General features: G+C 31.9%; 15 protein-coding genes. 8 read left to right on the top strand and 7 right to left on the bottom strand.

What is annotated here, in order from left to right; genetic code table 11:
• Positions 1 to 442: 442 nt before the first annotated feature.
• The 4 genes from ACRHNM_RS02905 (at position 443) to ACRHNM_RS02890 (ending at position 4,999) form a co-directional block, all read left to right on the top strand.
• Positions 443 to 1,018 carry a T9SS type A sorting domain-containing protein gene (locus ACRHNM_RS02905; protein ID WP_431133473.1) on the top strand — a complete coding sequence of 192 codons (576 nt, stop codon included), beginning with the start codon at positions 443 to 445 and terminating at the stop codon, positions 1,016 to 1,018.
• A gap of 213 nt (positions 1,019 to 1,231) precedes the next feature.
• Complete coding sequence (locus ACRHNM_RS02900; protein ID WP_431133471.1) at positions 1,232 to 1,546, top strand: hypothetical protein; 315 nt, start codon at positions 1,232 to 1,234, stop codon at positions 1,544 to 1,546.
• 29 nt (positions 1,547 to 1,575) lie between these two features.
• Positions 1,576 to 2,334: a GLPGLI family protein gene (locus ACRHNM_RS02895; RefSeq protein WP_431133469.1), complete on the top strand. Its 759-nt coding sequence runs from the start codon at positions 1,576 to 1,578 to the stop codon at positions 2,332 to 2,334.
• 31 nt (positions 2,335 to 2,365) lie between these two features.
• The gene (locus ACRHNM_RS02890; RefSeq protein WP_431133467.1) at positions 2,366 to 4,999 is read left to right on the top strand and encodes a carboxypeptidase-like regulatory domain-containing protein; all 2,634 of its coding nucleotides are present in this window, start codon (positions 2,366 to 2,368) and stop codon (positions 4,997 to 4,999) included.
• Here ACRHNM_RS02890 and ACRHNM_RS02885 read toward each other — a convergent pair.
• Both ACRHNM_RS02885 and uvrC read right to left on the bottom strand, forming a co-directional pair.
• The gene (locus ACRHNM_RS02885) at positions 4,996 to 7,236 is read right to left on the bottom strand and encodes a patatin-like phospholipase family protein (RefSeq protein WP_431133464.1); all 2,241 of its coding nucleotides are present in this window, start codon (positions 7,234 to 7,236) and stop codon (positions 4,996 to 4,998) included. The two genes, ACRHNM_RS02890 and ACRHNM_RS02885, sit on opposite strands and share 4 nt — an antisense overlap.
• Positions 7,233 to 9,026: an excinuclease ABC subunit UvrC gene (gene uvrC, locus ACRHNM_RS02880; RefSeq protein ID WP_431133462.1), complete on the bottom strand. Its 1,794-nt coding sequence runs from the start codon at positions 9,024 to 9,026 to the stop codon at positions 7,233 to 7,235. Before uvrC ends, ACRHNM_RS02885 begins: the two co-directional genes overlap by 4 nt.
• 117 nt (positions 9,027 to 9,143) lie before the next feature.
• Between uvrC and ACRHNM_RS02875 the strand changes: the two genes are divergently transcribed.
• The 4 genes from ACRHNM_RS02875 to ACRHNM_RS02860 are packed head-to-tail and all read left to right on the top strand — an operon-like array spanning position 9,144 to position 11,980.
• Positions 9,144 to 9,569 (top strand): ATP-dependent zinc protease family protein, encoded by a 426-nt coding sequence (locus ACRHNM_RS02875; protein WP_431133459.1) that lies wholly within the window; start codon positions 9,144 to 9,146, stop codon positions 9,567 to 9,569.
• Entirely contained in the window at positions 9,566 to 10,441 is an 876-nt protein-coding gene (rimK, locus tag ACRHNM_RS02870) for a 30S ribosomal protein S6--L-glutamate ligase (protein ID WP_431133457.1), read from the top strand. The genes ACRHNM_RS02875 and rimK overlap by 4 nt, the downstream gene beginning before the upstream one ends.
• Before the next feature lie 11 nt (positions 10,442 to 10,452).
• The gene (locus ACRHNM_RS02865) at positions 10,453 to 11,424 is read left to right on the top strand and encodes a succinylglutamate desuccinylase/aspartoacylase family protein (RefSeq protein WP_431133454.1); all 972 of its coding nucleotides are present in this window, start codon (positions 10,453 to 10,455) and stop codon (positions 11,422 to 11,424) included.
• A complete protein-coding gene (locus ACRHNM_RS02860; RefSeq protein WP_431133451.1) occupies positions 11,417 to 11,980 on the top strand; it encodes a 5-formyltetrahydrofolate cyclo-ligase in 564 nt (187 codons plus the stop codon). The genes ACRHNM_RS02865 and ACRHNM_RS02860 overlap by 8 nt, the downstream gene beginning before the upstream one ends.
• A gap of 2 nt (positions 11,981 to 11,982) precedes the next feature.
• Here the strand turns inward: ACRHNM_RS02860 and ACRHNM_RS02855 are convergent, their stop codons facing one another.
• From ACRHNM_RS02855 to ACRHNM_RS02835, 5 genes are all read right to left on the bottom strand, one after another.
• Complete coding sequence (locus ACRHNM_RS02855) at positions 11,983 to 12,630, bottom strand: lipoprotein signal peptidase (protein WP_431133448.1); 648 nt, start codon at positions 12,628 to 12,630, stop codon at positions 11,983 to 11,985.
• Between the two features lie 107 nt (positions 12,631 to 12,737).
• Positions 12,738 to 13,118: a TraR/DksA family transcriptional regulator gene (locus ACRHNM_RS02850; RefSeq protein ID WP_431133446.1), complete on the bottom strand. Its 381-nt coding sequence runs from the start codon at positions 13,116 to 13,118 to the stop codon at positions 12,738 to 12,740.
• A 4-nt stretch (positions 13,119 to 13,122) separates the two neighbouring features.
• Complete coding sequence (ileS, locus tag ACRHNM_RS02845) at positions 13,123 to 16,527, bottom strand: isoleucine--tRNA ligase (protein WP_431133444.1); 3,405 nt, start codon at positions 16,525 to 16,527, stop codon at positions 13,123 to 13,125.
• Between the two features lie 522 nt (positions 16,528 to 17,049).
• Positions 17,050 to 17,628, bottom strand: a complete 579-nt coding sequence (locus ACRHNM_RS02840; protein ID WP_431133442.1) for a Crp/Fnr family transcriptional regulator — start codon at positions 17,626 to 17,628, stop codon at positions 17,050 to 17,052.
• Between the two features lie 150 nt (positions 17,629 to 17,778).
• On the bottom strand, positions 17,779 to 21,621 hold the full coding sequence (locus ACRHNM_RS02835; RefSeq protein ID WP_431133440.1) for a LamG-like jellyroll fold domain-containing protein: 3,843 nt from the start codon (positions 21,619 to 21,621) through the stop codon (positions 17,779 to 17,781).
• Positions 21,622 to 21,825: the final 204 nt, after the last annotated feature.

Raw genomic sequence — 21,825 nt, 5'->3', positions numbered from 1 at the left:
AAATGCTAGTTTATTCCAGATTTAATCTGGCACATTTTATTGTTTTTTACAAGTCAGATTGGACATCACATGATAAATCCTGCAAAATTGAATTAATTCTAGTATGTTTTTCTTTATAAGAAATGATTAAAAGTGTGACATATCATGCCAAAATACTGTCATGCGCTTACAAATATCGTTGATTTCGTTAACAAATAAAACTTATCTTTTAAATTTTATATAGATTATTTTCTATATTTAAAAAATTTGATTATGTTTGTAAGACTAGACATTACCCTTTAGGTTAATTAAGAAGTCTCCTAAGGCAAATGAATAGGATGTTGCAACAGAATCAAGCGCTTGTTTTCTTTACAAAAAGACTTCTAAATTTTAGACTTCTTAAACACATTGTTTATTAACCAACTTATACAACTAATGTTATAAGTTTAAAATTTTAGAAATTATGAAAAATTTATTATTAATAATTGCGTTCATATTTATCAGTAATGCTACCAAAGGCCAATCAGTTAATATTTGTAATGTCCTAATTACAGAAGTATCAATTACTGGAGAGGTTGGATTTGGAGGAAACGGCTTAGACACAACTAAAGCGTGCATAACTATTAGTGGAACAGCTGATATTTGTGATGACAATGGCAAAGTGATTGGCAAAGGACTTACCTTAACACTTGAATCTGATGGATGCAATCAAAACAGAATGAGCGATGCTAGTTCTTCTCCAAACGAGTTGTTTTTACCACTTGAATTGCTTGGAGAAGCACCAGAATTTCAAGGCAAAGAAATCCCAGTTGTATATCCAAATCCAACAAACGGTATTTTTACTTTAAAGACTAAAACTCTTAATCTAAAAGAGTCTTTGACTATTAACTCTTTAACTAGTGGGAAAAAAATAAATGCTAAAATTTCAACCACAGACAAAGGTTATACTGTTGATTTAACCGACTATCCTAGTGGGATATATGTGTTAAAATATAATAAAGATGGTTTTGAGTTTTCTCAAAAAATAATTAAAAAATAGCGTCTTTTATTATACATTAAAATAATAGAATTATATACCAAAATAACGTATAGCATATAATCTATGAGTAATAATTTTTGCTTATATTGTTATACTAGGTATCAAGAGAATTATATTTCTATTAAATGACTTCTTAAAGTTTAGACTTCTTAAACAAATTGTTTATTAACCAACTTATACAACTAATGTTATAAGTTTAAAATTTTAGAAATTATGAAAAAACTATTATTTATTTTATGTGTGTCATTTTTAATCGGAAATGCTTTTGCAACTGAAACAGAAAGTGACATTAAGGAGTCATCAACCGTAGAATTTGTTAGTAATTCTAGTAAAGCTTTTTTTGCCAAAAAATGCTGTAGAAGAACCGTTACAAATGATGAAGGAGAATCTTGGTCAGCAAGAAGATGCGTTACTAACGACGATAGTAATATTGCTATGGGACAAGCATGCCAGATGGCTGCTTATGACGCTAATACAGCGATGCAACAAGCGTCTTCTTATACCGTAACTGTAGTCGCTATAGATTAAATACAAATATTTAAATTCAAAATAATCAAATGTTTTCCATCAAAAAATTAAACAGCAACCCCATCTTAAACTTTATTTTAATTGTTTTATTAATCAATACTTCATTTTCACAAAATGAAACTCTAGAAGTAGATTATAGCTCTGTTTTATTAGACGAAATAGATGACTACGGTTCCTTCAATTTTTTTGATGGAAAACTGATTACAAATGGCGTTAAAAGTGTTTATTCAATTACAATTAAAGACACTATTGTAGATACCGAATATTTCGGATATATTGACAGCTCTAAATTTAAATTTAAGAATTCCTTTTACAAGGATCCGTTAAGAAATCAGGTTATTTATTATCGAGAAAAACGCGGTTTAGAAAGACCTAAGCTCATTAAAGATAACTATACTATTGATTGGAAGTTAGTAGATGAATATACGAGTGTTCTTGGTTTTCGTTGTCAGAAAGCTACATGTAATTTTAGAGGCAGATCTTATGAAGCCTTTTTTACTTCTGAACTTCCATACAATGATGGTCCTTATAAATTTGATGGACTACCAGGACTAATTTTAAAAGTTAAGTCTTTAGATGGTGCTCTTGAAATTAAAGCCACACTGGTTACAAATGTAGAAGAAGATGTTCCAAATAATCCGTATGATGGTCTGGAACACACCATAAGCTTTGAAGATTATAAAAAACTATACAAAAAGTACTTCAACAATATGACAGGTTATCGGGTTGATATGGATTCAGAAATTTTTGTACCTAATAGATATATAGAATTTTTAATTGATGAGTAATTTTAAGTGTTTGTTGAATAAAGGAAAAACTATGAAGAAATATAATTTCATAGTTTTTTTTCTTTTTATAACCTTAAATTTAGTTTCTCAAACTATTAAAGGTTCTGTAAACGATAGTTTAGGTCAACCCGTTTTTGCAAATATCCTAATTAAGAAAAATAAAACAACCAAAAATGTAATCCAATATACTGTTACAGATGATATGGGGAAATTCAACATGTCTTTAAATCAACCTTTAGATTCATTAACAATTGAGGTTAGTTCATACGGTTATAAATCTCAAAAACACTCAATTATACTTTCAAATTCTAATAAGCAAAAATATTCTTTTGCCTTTGTTTTAAAAGATGAACTCAACAAACTAAATGAAGTTGTTTTAAAAACAAATAAACGCATTCAAATAAAAAATGACACTACGATTTATAACCCTAATGCATTCAAAGATGGCACAGAAAGAACTGTTGAAGACTTACTTAAAAAACTTCCAGGCATTGAGGTTAAAACAAATGGAGAAATTAAGTTTAAAGGTAAAAGTATAAAAAAATTAATGTTAGATGGTGATGATTTATTTGGAAGCAATTACACCATAGGTTCCAGAAATATTAATGTAGATCTTATAGATAATATTCAAGGCTTAGACAATTATGAAGACAATCCTTTGCTCAAAGGGCTTCAAGACACTGATGATGTCGCCTTAAACATTGTCCTTAAAAAAGGGAAAACAGATTTTTCTGGTAATAGCGATTTACATTATGGCATTGAAAACAGATGGAAGTTATATACCTCAGGACTTCTTGTCAACAAAAAAGTTAAAGCCTTTAGTTTAATATCTTATAATAATATTGGTGATAATAATTCTAAATATGATTTAAATTCAGAATTACTAATTCAAAACATAGACAGAAAACGCTTAAACGCTAAATCTCTATTAACCGAAGGTTACTTTGGTTCTATACTTGATGATAGTTTCCATAGTATGAATAGCTCTTTTTTTAATAGTAATAATGCTATTTTTAAACTTTTTAAAAAATCATCCCTCAAAGTAAATTTTGGAATCTACGCTAATGAACTCAATAGAATTAATGAAAGTTTTACTGAAATAAATGATGGCACATCACAAATTGACTTTTTCAATATAGAACGATTAACAAAATCTCCAAAAATATTTTCAAGTCAGGTTTTATTTTCAAATAAAGAAAAAGATAGTTTACATTGGGAATATAGTGGAGTATTAACCAATGAAAATACAACGTTTAAAAATAAAAGCAACAATAATTCAACCCAACAATTAGGCCGATTACAAAGTGAAGTTCTCAATACCTTTCACAATTTTAATATCGTTTCAAGAACGAACAGGAATACTGCTATAGAAGGCATTATACTTTACAACTATAGTCAAGCTCCACAAAGCCTAATTATAACTCCAGGAACTATATTTGATAGTAGCTCTAATATTGAATTGGAATCACAAGACAGTGAATTCCAAAAACATAGTCTTCAATCCAAAATTGGAGTTATTGGCAGTAAGGGATTCTTAAAATACAATATAAGTTCTGGTTACAATTATTTTTACTCAAAACTAAACACAGCATTGTCTTCTACACAAAATGAATCCAATTCCAGTCTGAATAATGACATGAGTTATGCCGTAAATTCCTTATATTTTTTTCCGAAGTCATCCTTTAGATTTAATAAAGGGCTTTTAAAATTAGGCATTAATGTACAGCATAATACTTTAACCTATCACGATAAAATAAATGACTTAGAAATAGACAAAACAGATATAATTCTTTCACCAAATCTTAGCTTTAATTACGAGTTTTCAAAGAAAGTAAGTGCTAACGCAATTTATTCGTACAATGAACTACTTCCTGAAGAAGATAAACTGTATTCAAATATCATTCAAACAAATTTCAGGTCTTTTTCATCCAATACTGTCGATTTGAGGTATATTAAAACGAATCAACTAAGTACTAAGTTTAAATATTATGATTTCTTTAAAAGAACAACCATTCTTTTAGAAGGCAACTATCTTTTTAATAAAGGCAATTATTTTAATCAATCAATTATTAATGAAGATATCACTGTGAACTCTAACTTTTACAATCCTGCAATTAACAGAAGTTATAATGTGTTGTTATCTTACGAAAGCTATTTTCATTTTTTAAGAAGTACTTTAAAACTAGACACATCTTACACTATTGCTTTAGATAAAAATGTGATTAATAATTCGGAATTAAGAGAAGTTGAAAGTAAAAATTTACAATTTTCATTTATGATTCGCTCAGGATTTAAGTCTAACTTTAATGTTGAAAACATTAGTAATTTTGAACGCAATACTTTTGAAGCTATTAATCAAACAAATCAAATACTATCTTTCCGTAATCAATTTAAAACAATCTATAAACTTAGTAAACGCTTTTATTCAACAACCATTTTAAGTTATATTTCACCAGACTTAACAAAGTCTACCAACTACACTTTTCTGGATACGAAATTAGTTTTTAATACTTTAGAGCAAAGAATTCAAATTGCTTTGGTAGGAAAAAATTTAACAAATAATAAAAAATTTGAAACGGTTTCTGTAAACGATTATTCAAGGTCAAGATTATCTTATAATTTGATTGAAAGATATGTTTTATTAAACCTTTCTTTTTCGTTTTAAAACCAAAAACCGACATTAAAAAACCAAATGCTTTTACGTTGTTCTGGTGAATACGTAAATTTAGCTTGTACTGGTCCTAAAAAAGTGTCAATTCCATAACCTATTGCATAACCTCTGTAATCTGGAAGTGTCAACCACTCACCTGTGTCGAAAATAAAATCATCGACATTTGCCCAGTTCCCTTCCAATGTAATGTGATGTTTTTTGAAAATTTCATAATCTGCAGATGCTGATGCTTTCACGTAGCTATTTCCTGTTAATGAAATAAAATCATATCCATAAAAAGGAATAAAGTTATTAATGAAATTATTTCCGTAACCACCTAATGCAAAATCTAAAGTATTTGTGCTATTTTCTCCTATCTTAAAACCACCTTCCGTTTTTAAATTAAATGCTAATTTATCTGTCACACAAAACGCATAACCTATATCTCCTTTAACGATTGAAAAAGGATCAAAATTAGAGTTAAACCCAGAAGACACCAAGTACCAATGTACATCTCCATTAAAATAAAGCCCTCTTTTCGGAAAATATTTATGATCATAAGTATCTAACTTTAAATTTCCGTATACACTTCCGTAATCTGTACTTTCAAATAAAAATTCGTCAGTTTGTGAATTTAAAGTAATGGTTTCCGATTTAATTTTAAGTCGTTTATGCTCTGCACCAATGCTTAGCACGAAATCTTTTCTGAATAAAGTTTGTAAATAGAATCGATTGGTTTGGTCTTGAATCTCAACATCAATCTTATTCAATCCTGAACCTATAACATCAAAATCCTGAATTAATAATTCTGGAAAAATATTCTTGTTAAATTGATTATATCTTGAAGTAATACCTATACTCCAATAAAATCCTTTATCGATAAAATACTCAAAATTGTATCTCACATTATCCCCTAAAATAATATCCAGAGAGGCCACATCATTATCAAACAGCAATCTTTTCTTTGTGAAATTAACCAAACCTGCACTTTTATAAAGATCGTCATAATGTAAACCCAGTTTTAAGAATGTGGTAATCTCATTCTCCATCACATTAGCATAAAGGTCATAACCATCTTTACCCTCAGATTTCTTAAATTGGTATTTAAAGGTATCAAAATTGTTGGTTGCTATAAGATTATTGACACCTCTATTAAAATCTTCGTAACTTACTTTTATGTCGTTTTTAAATTTTAACTTCCCAAGGATATAAGATCTTGTATATCTTTTATTACCTTCAATTGAAATCCCATTTATTTTAATGCTATCTGTAGATGCCTTATTAGTAATTGGTCGTATAGCATTGGTTGTACTATATTTCGGTAGTGTTTTTAGCTTTTCAATTTTTTTTAGAGTAGCCTGCTTACCATTTTCTATAATTTTTTCACTTTCACTAAACGATACAACAGTAAAATCTCTAATATCAGGATGAATATAAACATCTGTAATTTTAGCTTTCAACTTCATATCGTTGATAGTTCTAAAATTATTGATCTGTAACAAAACATCTGGTGCCGATTTTAAATCATTTCTATCTCTTAAGTCATCCTGAACATCTACTCCAATAATAACATCCATGCCTTTGGCTTTAAGTTCGTTTATTGGATAATTATTAACCACACCACCATCAACTAATAATTGATTATCAATGATAACGGGTTGAAATAACGATGGAAATGCTCCACTGGCTGTAACTGCCTGTGCTAAATTTCCAGACTCTAAAACAACCGCTTCTCCATTTTCTATATTAGTTGCTATACAAAAGAATGGAATGGGCAATTGGTCGAAATTATTTATATCACTGACATGCAAGGTAAGTTTAGACAGTAAATTAAAAACGTTCTGACCTCTTGAAAGTGCCGAAGGCAACTTTACTTTAAACTTATCAAAAGGAAGGTTAACAGCATATTTTTCAGAATTATCACGTTCGTAAAACGTTTTTGCAGATCTTGGTAAATAATCATTAATTACCTTATCAAAGTCTAAGGTTTTAAATATGGAATCTAACTGTTTTCCTGAATAACCAGAAGCATATAATGAACCCACAATTGCTCCCATACTTGTTCCTGCGATATAATCGATTTTAATGCCAAGACTGTCAATTACTTTTAATGCGCCAATATGAGCAAATCCTTTGGCTCCTCCTCCACTCAATACTAATCCCACTTTTGGAGAATCTGTATTGATGGTGTCTTGAGCTCTTAAAGAAAAAGACAAGCATAACAGTACTATAACGATAAGGAGCTTCTTCATTTTGAATTGTAATAGGCTTTTATTTTTTTTGCTCTTGAAAGTCCAACAACACGTTCTAAATCTTTCTCATCGGCTTCAGCTATTCGTTTTACCGACTTAAATGTTTTCATTAATGCTACAACGGTTTGTTCTCCTATTCCAGGTATGGTTTCTAATTCTGTTGTTAAAGCGTTTTTACTTCTTCTATTTCTGTGATGTTCAATTCCGAAGCGATGTGCTTCATTTCTCAACTGTTGAATTATTTTTAGTGTTTCGCTTTTCTTGTCTAAATATAAAGGAATTGGATCGTCTGGGTAAAATAATTCTTCCAAACGCTTTGCAATTCCGATGATTGCAATTTTATTTCTAAGATTTAATGCTTCTAAACTTTTTAACGCTGAAGATAGTTGTCCTTTTCCTCCATCAATAATAATCAGTTGAGGTAAAGGTTGTTCTTCATCTAACAAACGTTTATACCTTCTGTAAACAACTTCTTCCATAGAGGCAAAATCGTCTGGACCTTCAACCGTTTTAATATTAAAATGTCTGTAATCTTTTTTACTAGGCTTTCCATTTTTAAAAACAACACAAGCTGCTACAGGATTTGTTCCCTGAATATTAGAATTATCAAAACATTCTATATGACGTGGCTCTTCAGACAATCTTAAATCAACTTTCATTTGCGCCATAATTCTATTGGCATGACGATCTGGATCCACGATTTTCACTTGCTTAAAACGCTCCATTCTGTAGTATTTTGCATTGCGAAGTGATAACTCTAAAAGTCTTTTTTTGTCACCAAGTTTAGGAATGGTCACTTTTATCTCTTTACCTAAATCGACTTTAAATGGCACATAAATTTCTTTAGAATTTGAATTGAAACGCTGTCTAATTTCAGTGATAGCTAACTCCAATAACTGTTTGTCGGTTTCATCTAGTTTCTTTTTAATTTCTAAGGTATGCGACCTGATAATACTTCCGTAAGATAACTGTAAAAAGTTAACATAACCATAGCCTTCATCACTCGTAATTGAAAACACATCAACATTGCTAATCTTTGGGTTTACAATAGTAGATTTTGCCTGATAATTCTCTAAAATTTCAATTTTTTCTTTAATGCGTTGGGCTTCTTCAAATTGCATATCCTGAGCCAGCTGCTTCATTTGCGTCTTAAATTGCGACAATGAATCTTTAAAGTTTCCTTTTATAATTTCTCTAATGGCTTTGATTTGCTCATTGTACTCGTCTTCACTCTGTAAATCTTCACAAGGTCCTTTACAATTTCCCAGATGATATTCTAAGCACACTTTATATTTTCCAGATTCTATCTTTTCTTCGGAAAGATTATAGTTACATGTTCTGAGATGATAAAGCCCTTTAATCAAATCTAATAAGGTATGCACGGTCTTCATACTTGTATATGGTCCAAAATATTCTGAACCATCTTTAAAGAGACGACGTGTAGGAAACACTCTCGGAAAGCGTTCGTTTTTAATGCAAATCCATGGATAGGATTTGTCATCTTTCAGCATGACATTATATCGAGGTTGATATTTCTTAATAAGATTATTCTCCAGCAAAAGGGCATCTTTTTCAGTCTCAACAACAATATGCCTTACACTTGCTATTTTTTTTACTAAAACCCTCGTCTTTCCATTTTCATGTGTTTTGGTAAAATAGGAGCTCACTCTTTTTTTTAAATTCTTAGCTTTACCTACATAAATTAATTTACCGTCAATATCATAGTATTGATACACACCAGGTTCCTGAGGTAAGGTTTTTAATTGTAATTCTAGAGTAGGATTTTCCATTATTTCAAAGTTAGCATTTAGTAGCCAATACCTTCTTTATTAATTGAAAAATAATATAAAAATTGTTTTTTCTAGTTATCTATTGATTACATTGCGCCTCTTTTTTAAAAAAAATAAATGACTAAAAAAATTATTGGACGAGTTGATATTGTTGACTTTCCTAAATTGAATTTAGAACACGTTGCTGTAAAAATTGACACTGGTGCTTATACCTCTGCAATTCACTGTTCGAATATTATAGAACAAGATCATCAATTGATTTGTACGTTTGAGAGTAAGGGCCATCCCAACTTCAAAAGTGAGTCGGTTATTTTTGAAAACTACACATTAACTGACGTTAAAAGCAGTAACGGATTTAAAGAAAATCGTTATAAAATTAAATCTGAAGTCATATTCTTTGGTAAAACCTATAAGATTAACTTAACTTTAAGCACTAGAGACGATATGAAATTCCCTGTATTAATCGGAAGGCAATTTCTAAGTAAAAAATTCTTAGTAGATGTCAATATGGAAAACGTTTCTTTTAATAGCAAACACATATGAATATAGTTATTTTATCTAGAAACCCACATTTGTATTCTACGCAACGCTTAATCGAAGAAGGGATCGCTAGAGGACACAAGGTTGAAGTTATTGATCCCTTGAAATGTGATATTATTATTGAAAAGGAAAAACCAACTATATATTATAAAGATAGATACTTAGATTATGTAGACGCTATTATTCCGCGAATTGGTGCTTCAGTAACTTTTTATGGTTGCGCAGTAGTTCGTCAATTTGAAATGATGGGTGTGTTTACCATTGTAACGTCAGATGCTATCCAGCGATCACGTGATAAACTAAGAAGTTTACAGCGCTTGAGTAAAGCTGGAATTGGAATGCCAAAAACAGTATTTACAAACTACTCACGCGATGTTGAAGAAGTCATAGAACATGTTGGTGGAACTCCTGTAATAATTAAACTTTTAGAAGGAACACAAGGTTTAGGTGTGGTTTTAGCTGAAACAAAAAACGCAGCTGAATCTGTATTAGAAGCCTTTAACGGACTTCAGGCTCGTGTGATTGTACAAGAGTTTATTAAAGAAGCAAAAGGAGCAGACATTAGAGCTTTAGTGGTAGACGGTCAAGTGGTTGGAGCCATGAAACGACAAGGCAAAGAAGGTGAGTTTAGATCTAATCTACATCGTGGTGGAAGTGCTATGATTATTAAACTTGATGCCGACGAATTAAAATTAGCAATGAATGCTTCAAAAGCTTTAAAACTACCTGTGTGTGGTGTAGATATGTTACAGTCTGCAAGAGGTCCTTTACTCTTAGAAGTAAATTCTACTCCTGGACTTGAAGGCATTGAAGGCGCAACTGGTAAAAATATTGCAAGAGCAATAATCACTTTTATTGAGCGTAACAGGAATTAAATTTCTTTAAAATGAGCGATAAAGATGTTTTAAACATATTAGGAGAAAAAGTAGCTTTGGGTAAGAGTGCAACCGTCAGCTTTAATGTCGCTAAACTTCATACACAAAACACGATAGATGTTCCTGTTATTATTGAACGCTCAAAAAAACCAGGTCCAACCGTTTTAATTACTGCTGGAATTCATGGAGATGAAGTAAATGGTGTTGAAATTGTGAGACAACTTATAGCCAAAGGTATAAATAAGCCTAAAAAGGGAACCATTATTTGTGTCCCTGTTATTAATGTATTCGGATTTATACATATGGATCGGGAATTTCCAGACGGACGCGATTTAAATCGTGTGTTTCCAGGCATCAAAGGTGGCTCATTAGCAAGTAGAGTTGCATTTAAATTAGTGACTGAAATTCTACCTCATGCAGATCTGGTCATGGATTTTCATACAGGTGGTGCAGATCGGTTTAATGCTGCACAAATTAGAATTGTAGAAGGTGAGAAAAACTTAAATGAACTCGCTAAAATATTTGGAGCTCCTTTTGTGCTGTACTCAAAAAACCTTAATAAATCCTTCAGAAACACTTGTTATAAGTTAGGAATTCCAGTATTACTTTTTGAAGGCGGAAAATCGTTTAATATCGACAATACAATCACAAATACTGGAGTAAATGGAGCAAAGCGTGTGCTCCATCATTTTGGCATGCTTAGTAGTAAGTTTAAAGTGTCACAACCCAAAAAATCATGTGTTTTTATTTCTGAAAGTAAATGGATTCGTGCTAAGTATTCTGGTATGTTTAATCCTGCAGTAAAAATCAATTCTTATGTAAAAGTTGATGATGTTATTGGGCATATCACTGATCCTTACGGAAGTTTTAATCACTTCGTAAAATCACCAGGAGATGGTTATATTTTTAATATTAACGAATCACCTATTATTTATCAAGGTGATGCTATTTTTCATATATCAACAGCTCTGAAAAATGACTAAATCACAATTAAGAACTGCCTATAAGGTTTTGCGTAAAAATCTTTCAATAGAACAAATTGAAGATTTGAGTATGAAGATTGCAAATCAATTGCTTAGCTTACCCATTTGGGATTACGAATTTTATCATACGTTTTTATCTATAACGGAACACAACGAAGTTAATACAGATTATATTTTAAATATACTCTCAGGAAAAGATAAACATATTGTAATATCAAAAAGTGACTTTTCAACTTTAGAAATGACACATTATTTATTAACCGATAGCACAAGAATCAAAAAAAACAAATGGCATATTCCTGAGCCATTAAATGGTATTATAATTGATTCTAAAAAAATTGATGTGGTTTTCATTCCGCTATTAGCTTTTGATGAAACTGGACATCGTGTTGGCTATGGCAAAGGCTTTTACGATGTATTTTTAAGAAACTGTAAACCTGAAACCCTTAAAATCGGCTTGTCTTTTTTTAAAGGTGAAAAACGGATTGCAGATGTTTTTGAAAGCGACGTCAAGCTAGATTATTGTGTAACTCCAGAAAAAATTTACAGATTTTAAACCTAAGGTGTTTCAGACTGATTCGCAGCTTCGTCAGTTTTAAAAGCACGTTTATTAAAGAAAATTAAAATTCCAATTCCTGTACTTATTGCCATATCTGCAACATTAAAAACAGGTTCAAAAAAGGTAAAGTATTGTCCGCCATAAAACGGTATCCAATCTGGCATTACACCACTCCACATTGGAAAATGGAGCATATCTACAACTTTACCATGAAAAATAGCATCATAACCTCCTTCAGCAGGTAAAAAGGAAGCCACTTGTCCTGCACTTGAATCAAATAATACTCCAAAAAAAACAGAATCAATAATATTGCCTAAAGCGCCCGCTAAAATAAGAGAAACTGCAAAAATCAAAGTTTTAGATTGTTTCAACTTGATTGATTTATACAACCAGTACCCAATACCAATAACAGCTAAAATTCTAAAAACAGTTAAACATACTTTTGCTGTTCTATCTGACATAAATGACACAAAATCACTGATTTTAGTTCCCCAAGCCATTCCTTCATTTTCCACAAACAAAATTTGAAACCATGAGAACACCTCTATGCTTTCAGTTAATGTAAAATGAGTTTTAATGTAGATTTTAGATACTTGATCTACCAATAAAATAATGAGGATAAGGAGTGTCGCTTTTTGTAATGACATGATTCGATTTTACTGATGCAAAAATAAGCCTTTTATTTCGTTGCAACCTTTATTAAAAAAAAACGCCTTATAAAAATAAGACGTTTAATATAAGTATTTCATAAAGTTTACTGCATGTTTTTTGCTTCAATGCTTAGCGTGGCATGAGGCACTAGTTTTAGACGGTCTTTATTGATAAGTTTTCCTGTAACTCTGCACACACCATAAGTTTTATTTTCAATTCTAATAATAGCGTTTTTTAAATCTCTAATGAATTTTTCCTGACGAATTGCCAACTGAGAATTTGCTTCTTTACTCATTGTTTCACTACCTTCTTCAAAAGCTTTAAATGTTGGTGATGTATCATCTGTACCATTATTGTGGTCGTTCATGTATGCGCTTTTAATAAGCTCTAAATCATGTTCTGCTTTTTCAATCTTGTCTAAGAGTAATGCTTTAAACTCTGCTAGGTCTTTATCCGAATATCTTACGTTGCTATCTGTTGCCATGTTTTTAAATTTTTTGTATAAACAATTTGGTATTTACATCATCAAAAGCAATTTCTATACCATCATTTAGGGTGTCTAAAATTTCCAATTCGTCGGTAAGTGTTTCTGTTTTTATGTACTCTAAATTCTTGTTTATTGCGTTAATAATTTGTTTATCTTTTTGAAACTGTACTGCTATTCTATCTGTCAATTCAAAACCAGAATCTTTACGTAAATTTTGGATTCTGTTTACTAATTCTCTAGCAATACCTTCTTTTTTTAATTCTTCAGTAATAGTGACATCTAAAGCTACAGTTAATGCTCCTGAACTTGCCACAAGCCATCCTTCAATGTCTTTGGATGTAATCTCTACATCTGATTGTTCTAAAGTAATGTTTTTTCCATTAATTTCAACGTCTAAACGACCTTTTTGCTCGATTTTTTTGATGTCTTCTGCTGAAAACTTGTTAATTGCCTGAGCAACAGCTTTCATATCTTGTCCGAAACGAGGTCCTAAAACCTTGAAATTGGGTTTAATTTGTTTTACTAATATATCTGAAGCATCTTCTAAGACCTCAACAGATTTTACATTCACTTCAGATTTTATCAAACCTGATACTGCTAAAATTTCCTCTTTTTGTTCTTTTGAATCAATAGGAATCATAATTTTTTGTAGTGGCTGACGTACTTTAATCTTTTCTTTAGCTCTTAACGATAAAACCAGTGAAGAAATTGTTTGAGCGCTTTCCATTTTACGCTCTAAACTTTTATCAACATATGATGCATCAAATTTTGGGAACTCGGCTAAATGAACGCTTTCAAAAACTTCCTTTTTAGACACCGAATTCAAATCCATATACAAACGATCCATGAAGAAAGGTGCTATTGGAGCGCCTAACTTTGCAATAGTTTCCATACATGTGTAAAGCGTTTGGTATGCAGAAATTTTATCAGACTGATAATCCCCTTTCCAGAAACGTCTTCTGCTTAATCTCACATACCAGTTACTCAAGTAATCTTGCGTGAAATCTGAAATTGCTCTTGCTGCTTTGGTTGGTTCGTATTCAGCGTAATAATCATCTACTTTCTGAATTAAGGTGTGCAATTCTGATAAAATCCAGCGATCAATTTCTGGTCGTTCAGCTAAAGGAATATCTGTTTCAGAATAGGTAAATTCATCTAAATTAGTATATAACGTAAAAAAAGAATACGTGTTATATAAAGTTCCGAAGAACTTACGTTTTACCTCTTCAATACCTTCTAAATCGAATTTTAAATTATCCCAAGGATTGGCATTCATAATCATATACCAACGCGTGGCATCTGCTCCATAAGTTGCCAATGTATCAAAAGGATCGGTTGCATTACCTAAACGTTTCGACATTTTTTGTCCGTTCTTGTCCAAAACTAAGCCATTAGACACGACATTTTTATAGGCAACAGAGTCAAAAACCATAGTTCCTATAGCATGTAAAGTATAGAACCAACCACGAGTTTGATCGACACCTTCAGCAATAAAATCGGCAGGAAATGACTTTCCTTCATCGATAAGTTCCTTATTTTCAAAAGGATAATGCCATTGCGCATAAGGCATCGAACCAGAATCGAACCAGACATCAATTAAATCTGCTTCACGTTTCATAGGTTGACCGTTTGGTGAAATTAGTACAATCTCATCGACAATGTTTTTGTGTAAATCTATTTTGGCATAGTTGGCTTCGGAATTGTTTCCAACTTCAAAATCTTCAAAAATGTCTTTAGAAAGTACTCCAGCTTCAACAGCTTTTGACATCTCATTTTTAAGTTCTTCAACAGATCCAATACAGATTTCTTCTTTACCATCTTCGGTTCTCCAGATTGGCAATGGAATTCCCCAATATCGAGATCTGGATAAATTCCAATCGTTTGCATTCGCTAACCAATTCCCAAAACGACCTTCTCCAGTTGATTTTGGTTTCCAGTTAATAGTCGTGTTCAACTCATGCATACGACCTTTAATATCGGTAACTTTAATAAACCAGGAATCTAACGGATAGTATAAAATGGGTTTATCTGTTCTCCAACAATTTGGATAACTGTGTTTGTATTTTTCTACCTTGAAGGCTTTATTTTCTTCTTTTAATTTGATGGCAAGTTCTACATCAACAGAGCGCTCAGGAGCTTCACCAACATTGTAATATTCATTCTTAACATACTTGCCAGCAAATTCACCAAGTTCTGGTCTAAAGCGACCTTGTAAATCAACCAAAGGCACTAAGTTAGCATTCTCATCTTTTACTAAAAGTGGTGGCACTTCTGGTGTTGCTTGTTTGGCAACTAGCGCATCATCTGCTCCAAAAGTTGGTGCTGTGTGAACGATTCCTGTTCCATCTTCTGTGGTAACAAAATCTCCTGAAATGACTCTAAAGGCATTTTGCGGATTGTCATTTGGAAGCGCGAAAGGCAATAATTGTTCGTATGTAATTCCTACGAGGTCTTTTCCTTTAAATTCTTTTACAACAAAGTAAGGTATCTTTTTATCGCCTGACTTGTAATTTAACAACTCAGATTTATCTTGAACCAGATTAAATTTTCCTGAGAATTGATAATTCACTAATTTTTTAGCTAAAATCACATTCATTGGCTGAAATGTATATTGGTTATAGGTTTCAACCAACACATAATCAATTTTTGGCCCAACCGTCAAAGCTGTATTACTAGGTAGCGTCCAAGGTGTAGTCGTCCAGGCCAAAAAGTAAATATCGCCTTCATTTTGTAAAAAATCTGGCAATGAAGCTTCGTTTGCTTTAAATTGAGCAACAACAGTAGTATCAGTCACATCTTGATACGTTCCTGGTTGATTTAACTCATGAGAACTTAATCCTGTTCCTGCTTTAGGTGAATAAGGCTGAATCGTATAGCCTTTATATAGTAAGCTTTTATCGTAAATTTGTTTGAGTAACCACCAGACACTTTCCATGTATTTTGGGTCGTAAGTAACGTAAGGATCATCCATATTTACCCAATAGCCCATTTTTTGTGTAAGGTCGTTCCAGACATCTGTATAACGCATTACGGCTTTACGACATGCTGCGTTGTAGTCTTCGACAGAAATTGTTTTTCCGATATCTTCTTTAGTGATTCCTAATTCTTTTTCAACACCTAGTTCAATGGGCAAACCATGTGTATCCCAACCTGCTTTACGTTTTACCTGAAAGCCTTTCATCGTTTTATAACGTGGGAAAATATCCTTAATAGCACGAGCTAAAACATGATGTACACCTGGCAATCCATTTGCAGAAGGTGGACCTTCAAAAAAAACAAAAGGTTTATTACCTTCTCTGGTAGAAATGCTTTTTTCAAAGATGTTATGTTCTTCCCAATAGTTAAGAATGTCTTCTGCTACTTTTGGTAAGTCAAGTCCTTTATATTCAGGAAATTTCGCGCTCATGATATCAGTATTCTAATCGAGTCGCGAAATTAAGGAATTTTAAGAAAATTAGAGGGATATTAAGCCAAAAAAGAGAGAGCATTACAGATAATAAAGTATGGTTTGATATATCGCATCATTTAACAATTAACTAAACATGAAAAATCACTATTAAAAATACGATTAACAACACGATTAAGGACAAGATTCTTTTGGTGTTTTTCATGTAAATGTTAGCAATTCACTTATAAGAGTAAGAACACTAAAAAACAAGATTATGCATACGATAAATAGCGCTATTATAGAAATGATTCTTTTGACCTTTTTCATTACAGGAATAATGTATCTACACGAATTGAGACACTAAAAAGCATAAAAAGTCACATGAATTTAAGATAAGCGTACTTGATTGGTTTTAAACAAAAAAAGCAAACATTTTTAACGTTTGCTTTTTTCAGTCTGCTATTAATTATTATGGGATATAAGGTTGTCTAGTTATTCAACAAACGTAAGCACTTTTACTCTAAAACCAAATAACATATGTTAATTCTGTTTCAGATCTTTTCTGATTCTACTCAATTGAACTGGAGTAATGTTTAAATATGAAGCAATTTGATACTGTGCTATTTGTTGATCTATATCTGGAATTTTACTTTTTAACAATTGATAACGCTCAGTAGCATTTAAGGAAATCGATTCGAGTTGTTTTCTTTCATAAACTAAAAAAAGATATTCTAAAACTCTGTTGTAAAGATTACTTATTTCAATGATTGTTTCTGTTAGACCAAAAAACTCTTCATAATCGACCTCATAACCCTTACAGTCTGTCAAGGCTTCATAAGCTAATTGTGAAGGTTTTTTTGTTAAAATCGAGCTTAATGGTCCGACAAAATTAATTGGCGAATAAATATTTTTTGTGTATTCTTTTCCTGCTTCAGACACCCGAACAGAGCTCATTAAACCAGACGTTAAAAAATAAAGCTTATTACTCATTCCTCCCTGTTCAATGATGTAATCTCCTGTTTTTAATGTTTTTTCGGTAGATAGATTTTTAAGAATTACAAATGTTTCTTTAGAAATATTAAATTTTGATTGTAGAAAATCTAAACTTGGATTTCCCATATTGTAGTTGGTTAAAAGGTTGGCAGGACTAAAGTTTGTGATTTTTTTAATTGAAAACAAATATTACCCATGAAGACATCAATAAAAAGGATAATGTGTTACTGGTATAATTTACCAGCTTAATACCTCAAATGTTCAGCTTTTAAGGTTTTAATTGATCACTATTTTCTTGGTTTTAATGCCTGAATTCGTTTTAAGATACACAAGGTAAGTCCCACTGCTTATATTTGAAATTTCAAATCCGTTATTCAAATCTTGTGCTTTAACATTCATAAACTCTTTAACAGATTGCCCTAAAACATTAAGAATTTTAAGTTGATTGACATTGTTTTGAAGCCCTTTAACAAACAATTTATTTGTATCATTATTAAAATAAATTAAGTTGTACTGATAGTGCTGTTCTTCTTCTGAAAGCGTACCCCCTTGATCTTGAAATACAATTTCAAATCTTGTTTGAAAGGTTCCTGTTTCAGAAGAAAACTCATAAGCTTGTTCACTTTTTAAGTTGAAATATACACCTGTAAGGTTATCTTTTAAATACACGGTTTGATTTTCATCAATACCTTCCAAAGAAGTCGCTTTAATTGTATAGTTATAATCTCCTGAAGCATTTAAAACTAATGGTACAGATTTATCATCAGAAATTGAACTGTAAGACTGGATCAGCATTAATTCGTTATCTAAAATCAGATTCAAATCATCGGGATTCTCATTAAAATTTTTAGCATCATAACCATAATCAAAAGCATCAGTAGTAAAGTTACTAAAACCTAATAATAGCTCTCGACGTGCTGCAGGACCATTAACTGATGCAAACTCTAAACGTATCTTTTGCATAAGGGCAGTATTTTGAGAGGACATGCTGTTGCCTGTAGAGCTGGTGGTTCTTAAAAATACAGAGCCCGAATTGTAGGTGCCATTTGCATCATCTTCTTTGATAAAAACTCTCTGACTATTTTTAAAAACAATGGTTCCATCAGATACAATTTCGGTAAAGAAACCTTGTGCGACAGGCAAATATCGTGTTGGCAATTTTGTACCTTCTTCATTTCCACTGCTTCCTCCATTTAGACCAATAAACTGAGACGCTCTTACAGAACCTAATTTCGTTACTAAGGCGTAACCACCATTATAATCGTTTAAATAATGAGAATTTCCACTCCATTGTTGCCATAACTGAATCGATCCATTAATAACACCGACATTATCATCAATAAATTTATGAAGATCGATAGCAGATGGATAAGGATTTCCTAACAGACAACTTGTTCTGGATACTGAAGGTACTGAACCGCTTCCACCAGTATCTGTCACATTGATTGCTACTGTTCCATTATTTGGTTTTCCTTCAAACACATACTGTTGTTCAGGATCTATACTTCCTGTACCTTTTTGGGTATAACCAACACCTGGTTGCAGGCTTGTATTTGGATTTATAGATGTATAATCTAAATACGTTACTCCATTTATATATGTATATAGCCAACGTGTACTAATACTTCCTGTTTGGTGATTAGCATTGGTAAATGTGATAGTACTACCATCTCCTTTTTTAAGTGAATTTAGTTTAAACACTGTATTATTTGAGTTGTTTAAATTTGTATTATTATCAATCAATGAAGTAGCTGCAAGGTATCCAACAGGAGATGCCCAGTAATTATACCAGTACATATTTGCATTTCCTTCTTGTCGTCTTAAAATTTTTCCCTGAGGAGAGGTTACTAAATCACTAAAAAATCCTTGTACAAGTTGTGAATCGTCACTGAGATCTAAAGTTCCGTTAAGTTCAAAATACCAAGCGTTTTCTACTTTATGATTACCATTTATGGTTAATCTCTTATCGTCATTTATAAACAAGCCTAAATTAGTATGTGAATTTGAAGATGTCACATCGTTTTTTATATCTATAATACTCCAATCTTTGTTAGTTATTGCATTTTCGATATCCCAAACATCTCCATATAACCAGGTACTCTCTTGACTCCAATCACCAGAGTTATGAGTTTGAAATGGCATAGGTGCGGTTTGTGGTTGCATTGAACTGATTCCTGTTATGGTTAAATTCCTTGAATATTGTGAGTAATCGTTTAAGGTATTTCCTCTTACTTCAGACATTGGATAATAAGCTAACAGGTTATTCCAAAATAGCGAATTAGAAGTGGTATGGTCTATAATATCCTTATCGATTAACGTGCCTCTTACAATTCCTGAGTTATTGGTAATTTCCTGAAAAACCATCTGCTGAATTTGTTCGGCTGTAAGCGTGATATTAAAAAGCCTTAATTCATCAATTTGTCCTTTAAAATACTCTCTGTCACCAACTCTGCTTGAGCGTCTTCCTATTTCGAAAGCGCCATTACTATTTGATGTGATATCAATATTTGAAGCTGCAGCTCCATTGTTAAAACCAACTAATTCACCATCTATATACAGTGCACTGCGACCATTCAAAGAAGAAAATGTTCCGGTAACATGGTGCCATTCATTATAATTAATACTTGAGCTTAAAACAGAACTTGCAATATTACCATTCGTTTTAGTTGAAAACCCAAGTGTATTCCCATTTTCAACAAATAGTCTGCAACCTGTATCTTCTCCTGCAATAGTCATAGTTCCTGAAGCGGTATCATCTAGTTTCACCCAAGCCATAATAGTGACCTGGTCTAACCCATCTACAAACCCGTTACAAGATAAGTAGTCATTAGTACCATCAAAATCTAATGCTGCAACCTCTGGAGGATTTATATCAAATAAGTCTCGATAATCAACATTTCCACCAGTTAATAAATCGCCATCTGCATCAGGCAAAGCCGAAGGGTTATCTATATCTTCATTTAAATCAAGTACACTATCATTTACTCCATTTGTTTCAAAATTATCATCTAAACCGTCCTTATCTGTATCATAATTTGAAAGCGTATTTGCCAGTCCGTTTTCTAAAACATCAAAGGTTCCGTCATTATCTGAATCCTTATCAAGATAATCTGGTATACCATCACTATCAGTATCAGGAGGATTTAATCCTGTTCCGTAATTACTTGGAATTCCAGAGACATTAACAATTGCCGAAGGCTGAAGATAGCCAACAGTAGATTGTGCTTCAACATTATCTGGTATCCCATCGTTATCACTATCGATATCTAAGTAGTTAGCAATACCATCTCCATCAGAATCTGCCAAAACAATTTGAGGATTTATATAATTAGTTACACAAGAAAACTCTAAACTATAACGTCTAATTTCATTATTAATATAAGTTCTGGATAGAATTCCAAGACGAACAGTATAACTAGATAAATCAAAATACCGAGCAGAAATATTATTGTTCGGATTAATATTAGATGTTCCTGTATAATTTGTGCCTCCTGAAGTCGCTACTAGAAAATTTTCTTCTTCAGAAATTGTCACATTTGTAGGACTATCAATAACGTAGCTTACTGGAGTTTGTACTTTATTTTTTTCATACAACGAGGCATTACCATCAATGTCATTTAAATTTATAAATACTTCGGGCACTATAACAGCAATTGATGTACCTGATTGTACAAACTGAATTTCAAACTCTGCAAAAGCCTCTAATCCTGAAGCCATATTTGAAAACTGTAAATTTGGTTTGAAATAGGTTGAATTGGTATAGTCATCATCCAGATCCTGAACTGTTGCTCCAACAATCTCAACAACGGTAACTAAAGCATCAATACCTGTGTTAATATTGGCAAATCTAAAGACTTCACCTTCTAGAATAGTTGAAACATTGCCATCTCCAGACACTTCTATTGGAGATGCATTAAAATCAAAGTTAATTTCATTCCCACATTCTGGTTCATTTGGAATCGCACTTCCTTGTTCAACAATGTCAGGTATACCATCGTTATCATCGTCAAGATCAATATGATCTGCAATAGAATCATTATCGGCATCTTGAGCAAAAGCACATTGTGTTACAAGAAAGAGTATTAGAAAAAATACTGTATAAAGTAGTCTTTGCTTCATAACACAACGGTTAATAATTTCAGACTATATGTCTGATAGATTTTATAATGGGACGTTTAACAAAAAAAATGAGGTTTTTATGGTGTCATTTTTTCATCATATTCAACACAAAATTAATGATTTAACTAAGACCGTAACTACTACCTATATAGGTTATTAGATGAAGTGATTGAGAAATCAGACGAAGTTCAAGTTATCAAATAT

Origin of the sequence: Psychroserpens mesophilus (genome assembly GCF_050617655.1) — a bacterium.
Taxonomy (GTDB): domain Bacteria; phylum Bacteroidota; class Bacteroidia; order Flavobacteriales; family Flavobacteriaceae; genus Psychroserpens; species Psychroserpens mesophilus_A.
This window is presented reverse-complemented; position numbering and strand designations above follow the sequence as displayed.

Bases quoted from the DNA above. Each gene is read 5' to 3' on its own strand.
- ileS (WP_431133444.1), bottom strand. From the start codon at position 16,527: ATGAGCGCGAAATTTCCTGAATATAAAGGACTTGACTTACCAAAAGTA.
- ACRHNM_RS02860 (WP_431133451.1), top strand. From the start codon at position 11,417: ATGACTAAATCACAATTAAGAACTGCCTATAAGGTTTTGCGTAAAAAT.
- uvrC (WP_431133462.1), bottom strand. From the start codon at position 9,026: ATGGAAAATCCTACTCTAGAATTACAATTAAAAACCTTACCTCAGGAA.
- ACRHNM_RS02850 (WP_431133446.1), bottom strand. From the start codon at position 13,118: ATGGCAACAGATAGCAACGTAAGATATTCGGATAAAGACCTAGCAGAG.
- ACRHNM_RS02840 (WP_431133442.1), bottom strand. From the start codon at position 17,628: ATGGGAAATCCAAGTTTAGATTTTCTACAATCAAAATTTAATATTTCT.
- ACRHNM_RS02855 (WP_431133448.1), bottom strand. From the start codon at position 12,630: ATGTCATTACAAAAAGCGACACTCCTTATCCTCATTATTTTATTGGTA.
- ACRHNM_RS02900 (WP_431133471.1), top strand. From the start codon at position 1,232: ATGAAAAAACTATTATTTATTTTATGTGTGTCATTTTTAATCGGAAAT.
- ACRHNM_RS02865 (WP_431133454.1), top strand. From the start codon at position 10,453: ATGAGCGATAAAGATGTTTTAAACATATTAGGAGAAAAAGTAGCTTTG.
- rimK (WP_431133457.1), top strand. From the start codon at position 9,566: ATGAATATAGTTATTTTATCTAGAAACCCACATTTGTATTCTACGCAA.
- ACRHNM_RS02835 (WP_431133440.1), bottom strand. From the start codon at position 21,621: ATGAAGCAAAGACTACTTTATACAGTATTTTTTCTAATACTCTTTCTT.
- ACRHNM_RS02905 (WP_431133473.1), top strand. From the start codon at position 443: ATGAAAAATTTATTATTAATAATTGCGTTCATATTTATCAGTAATGCT.
- ACRHNM_RS02895 (WP_431133469.1), top strand. From the start codon at position 1,576: ATGTTTTCCATCAAAAAATTAAACAGCAACCCCATCTTAAACTTTATT.
- ACRHNM_RS02885 (WP_431133464.1), bottom strand. From the start codon at position 7,236: ATGAAGAAGCTCCTTATCGTTATAGTACTGTTATGCTTGTCTTTTTCT.
- ACRHNM_RS02875 (WP_431133459.1), top strand. From the start codon at position 9,144: ATGACTAAAAAAATTATTGGACGAGTTGATATTGTTGACTTTCCTAAA.
- ACRHNM_RS02890 (WP_431133467.1), top strand. From the start codon at position 2,366: ATGAAGAAATATAATTTCATAGTTTTTTTTCTTTTTATAACCTTAAAT.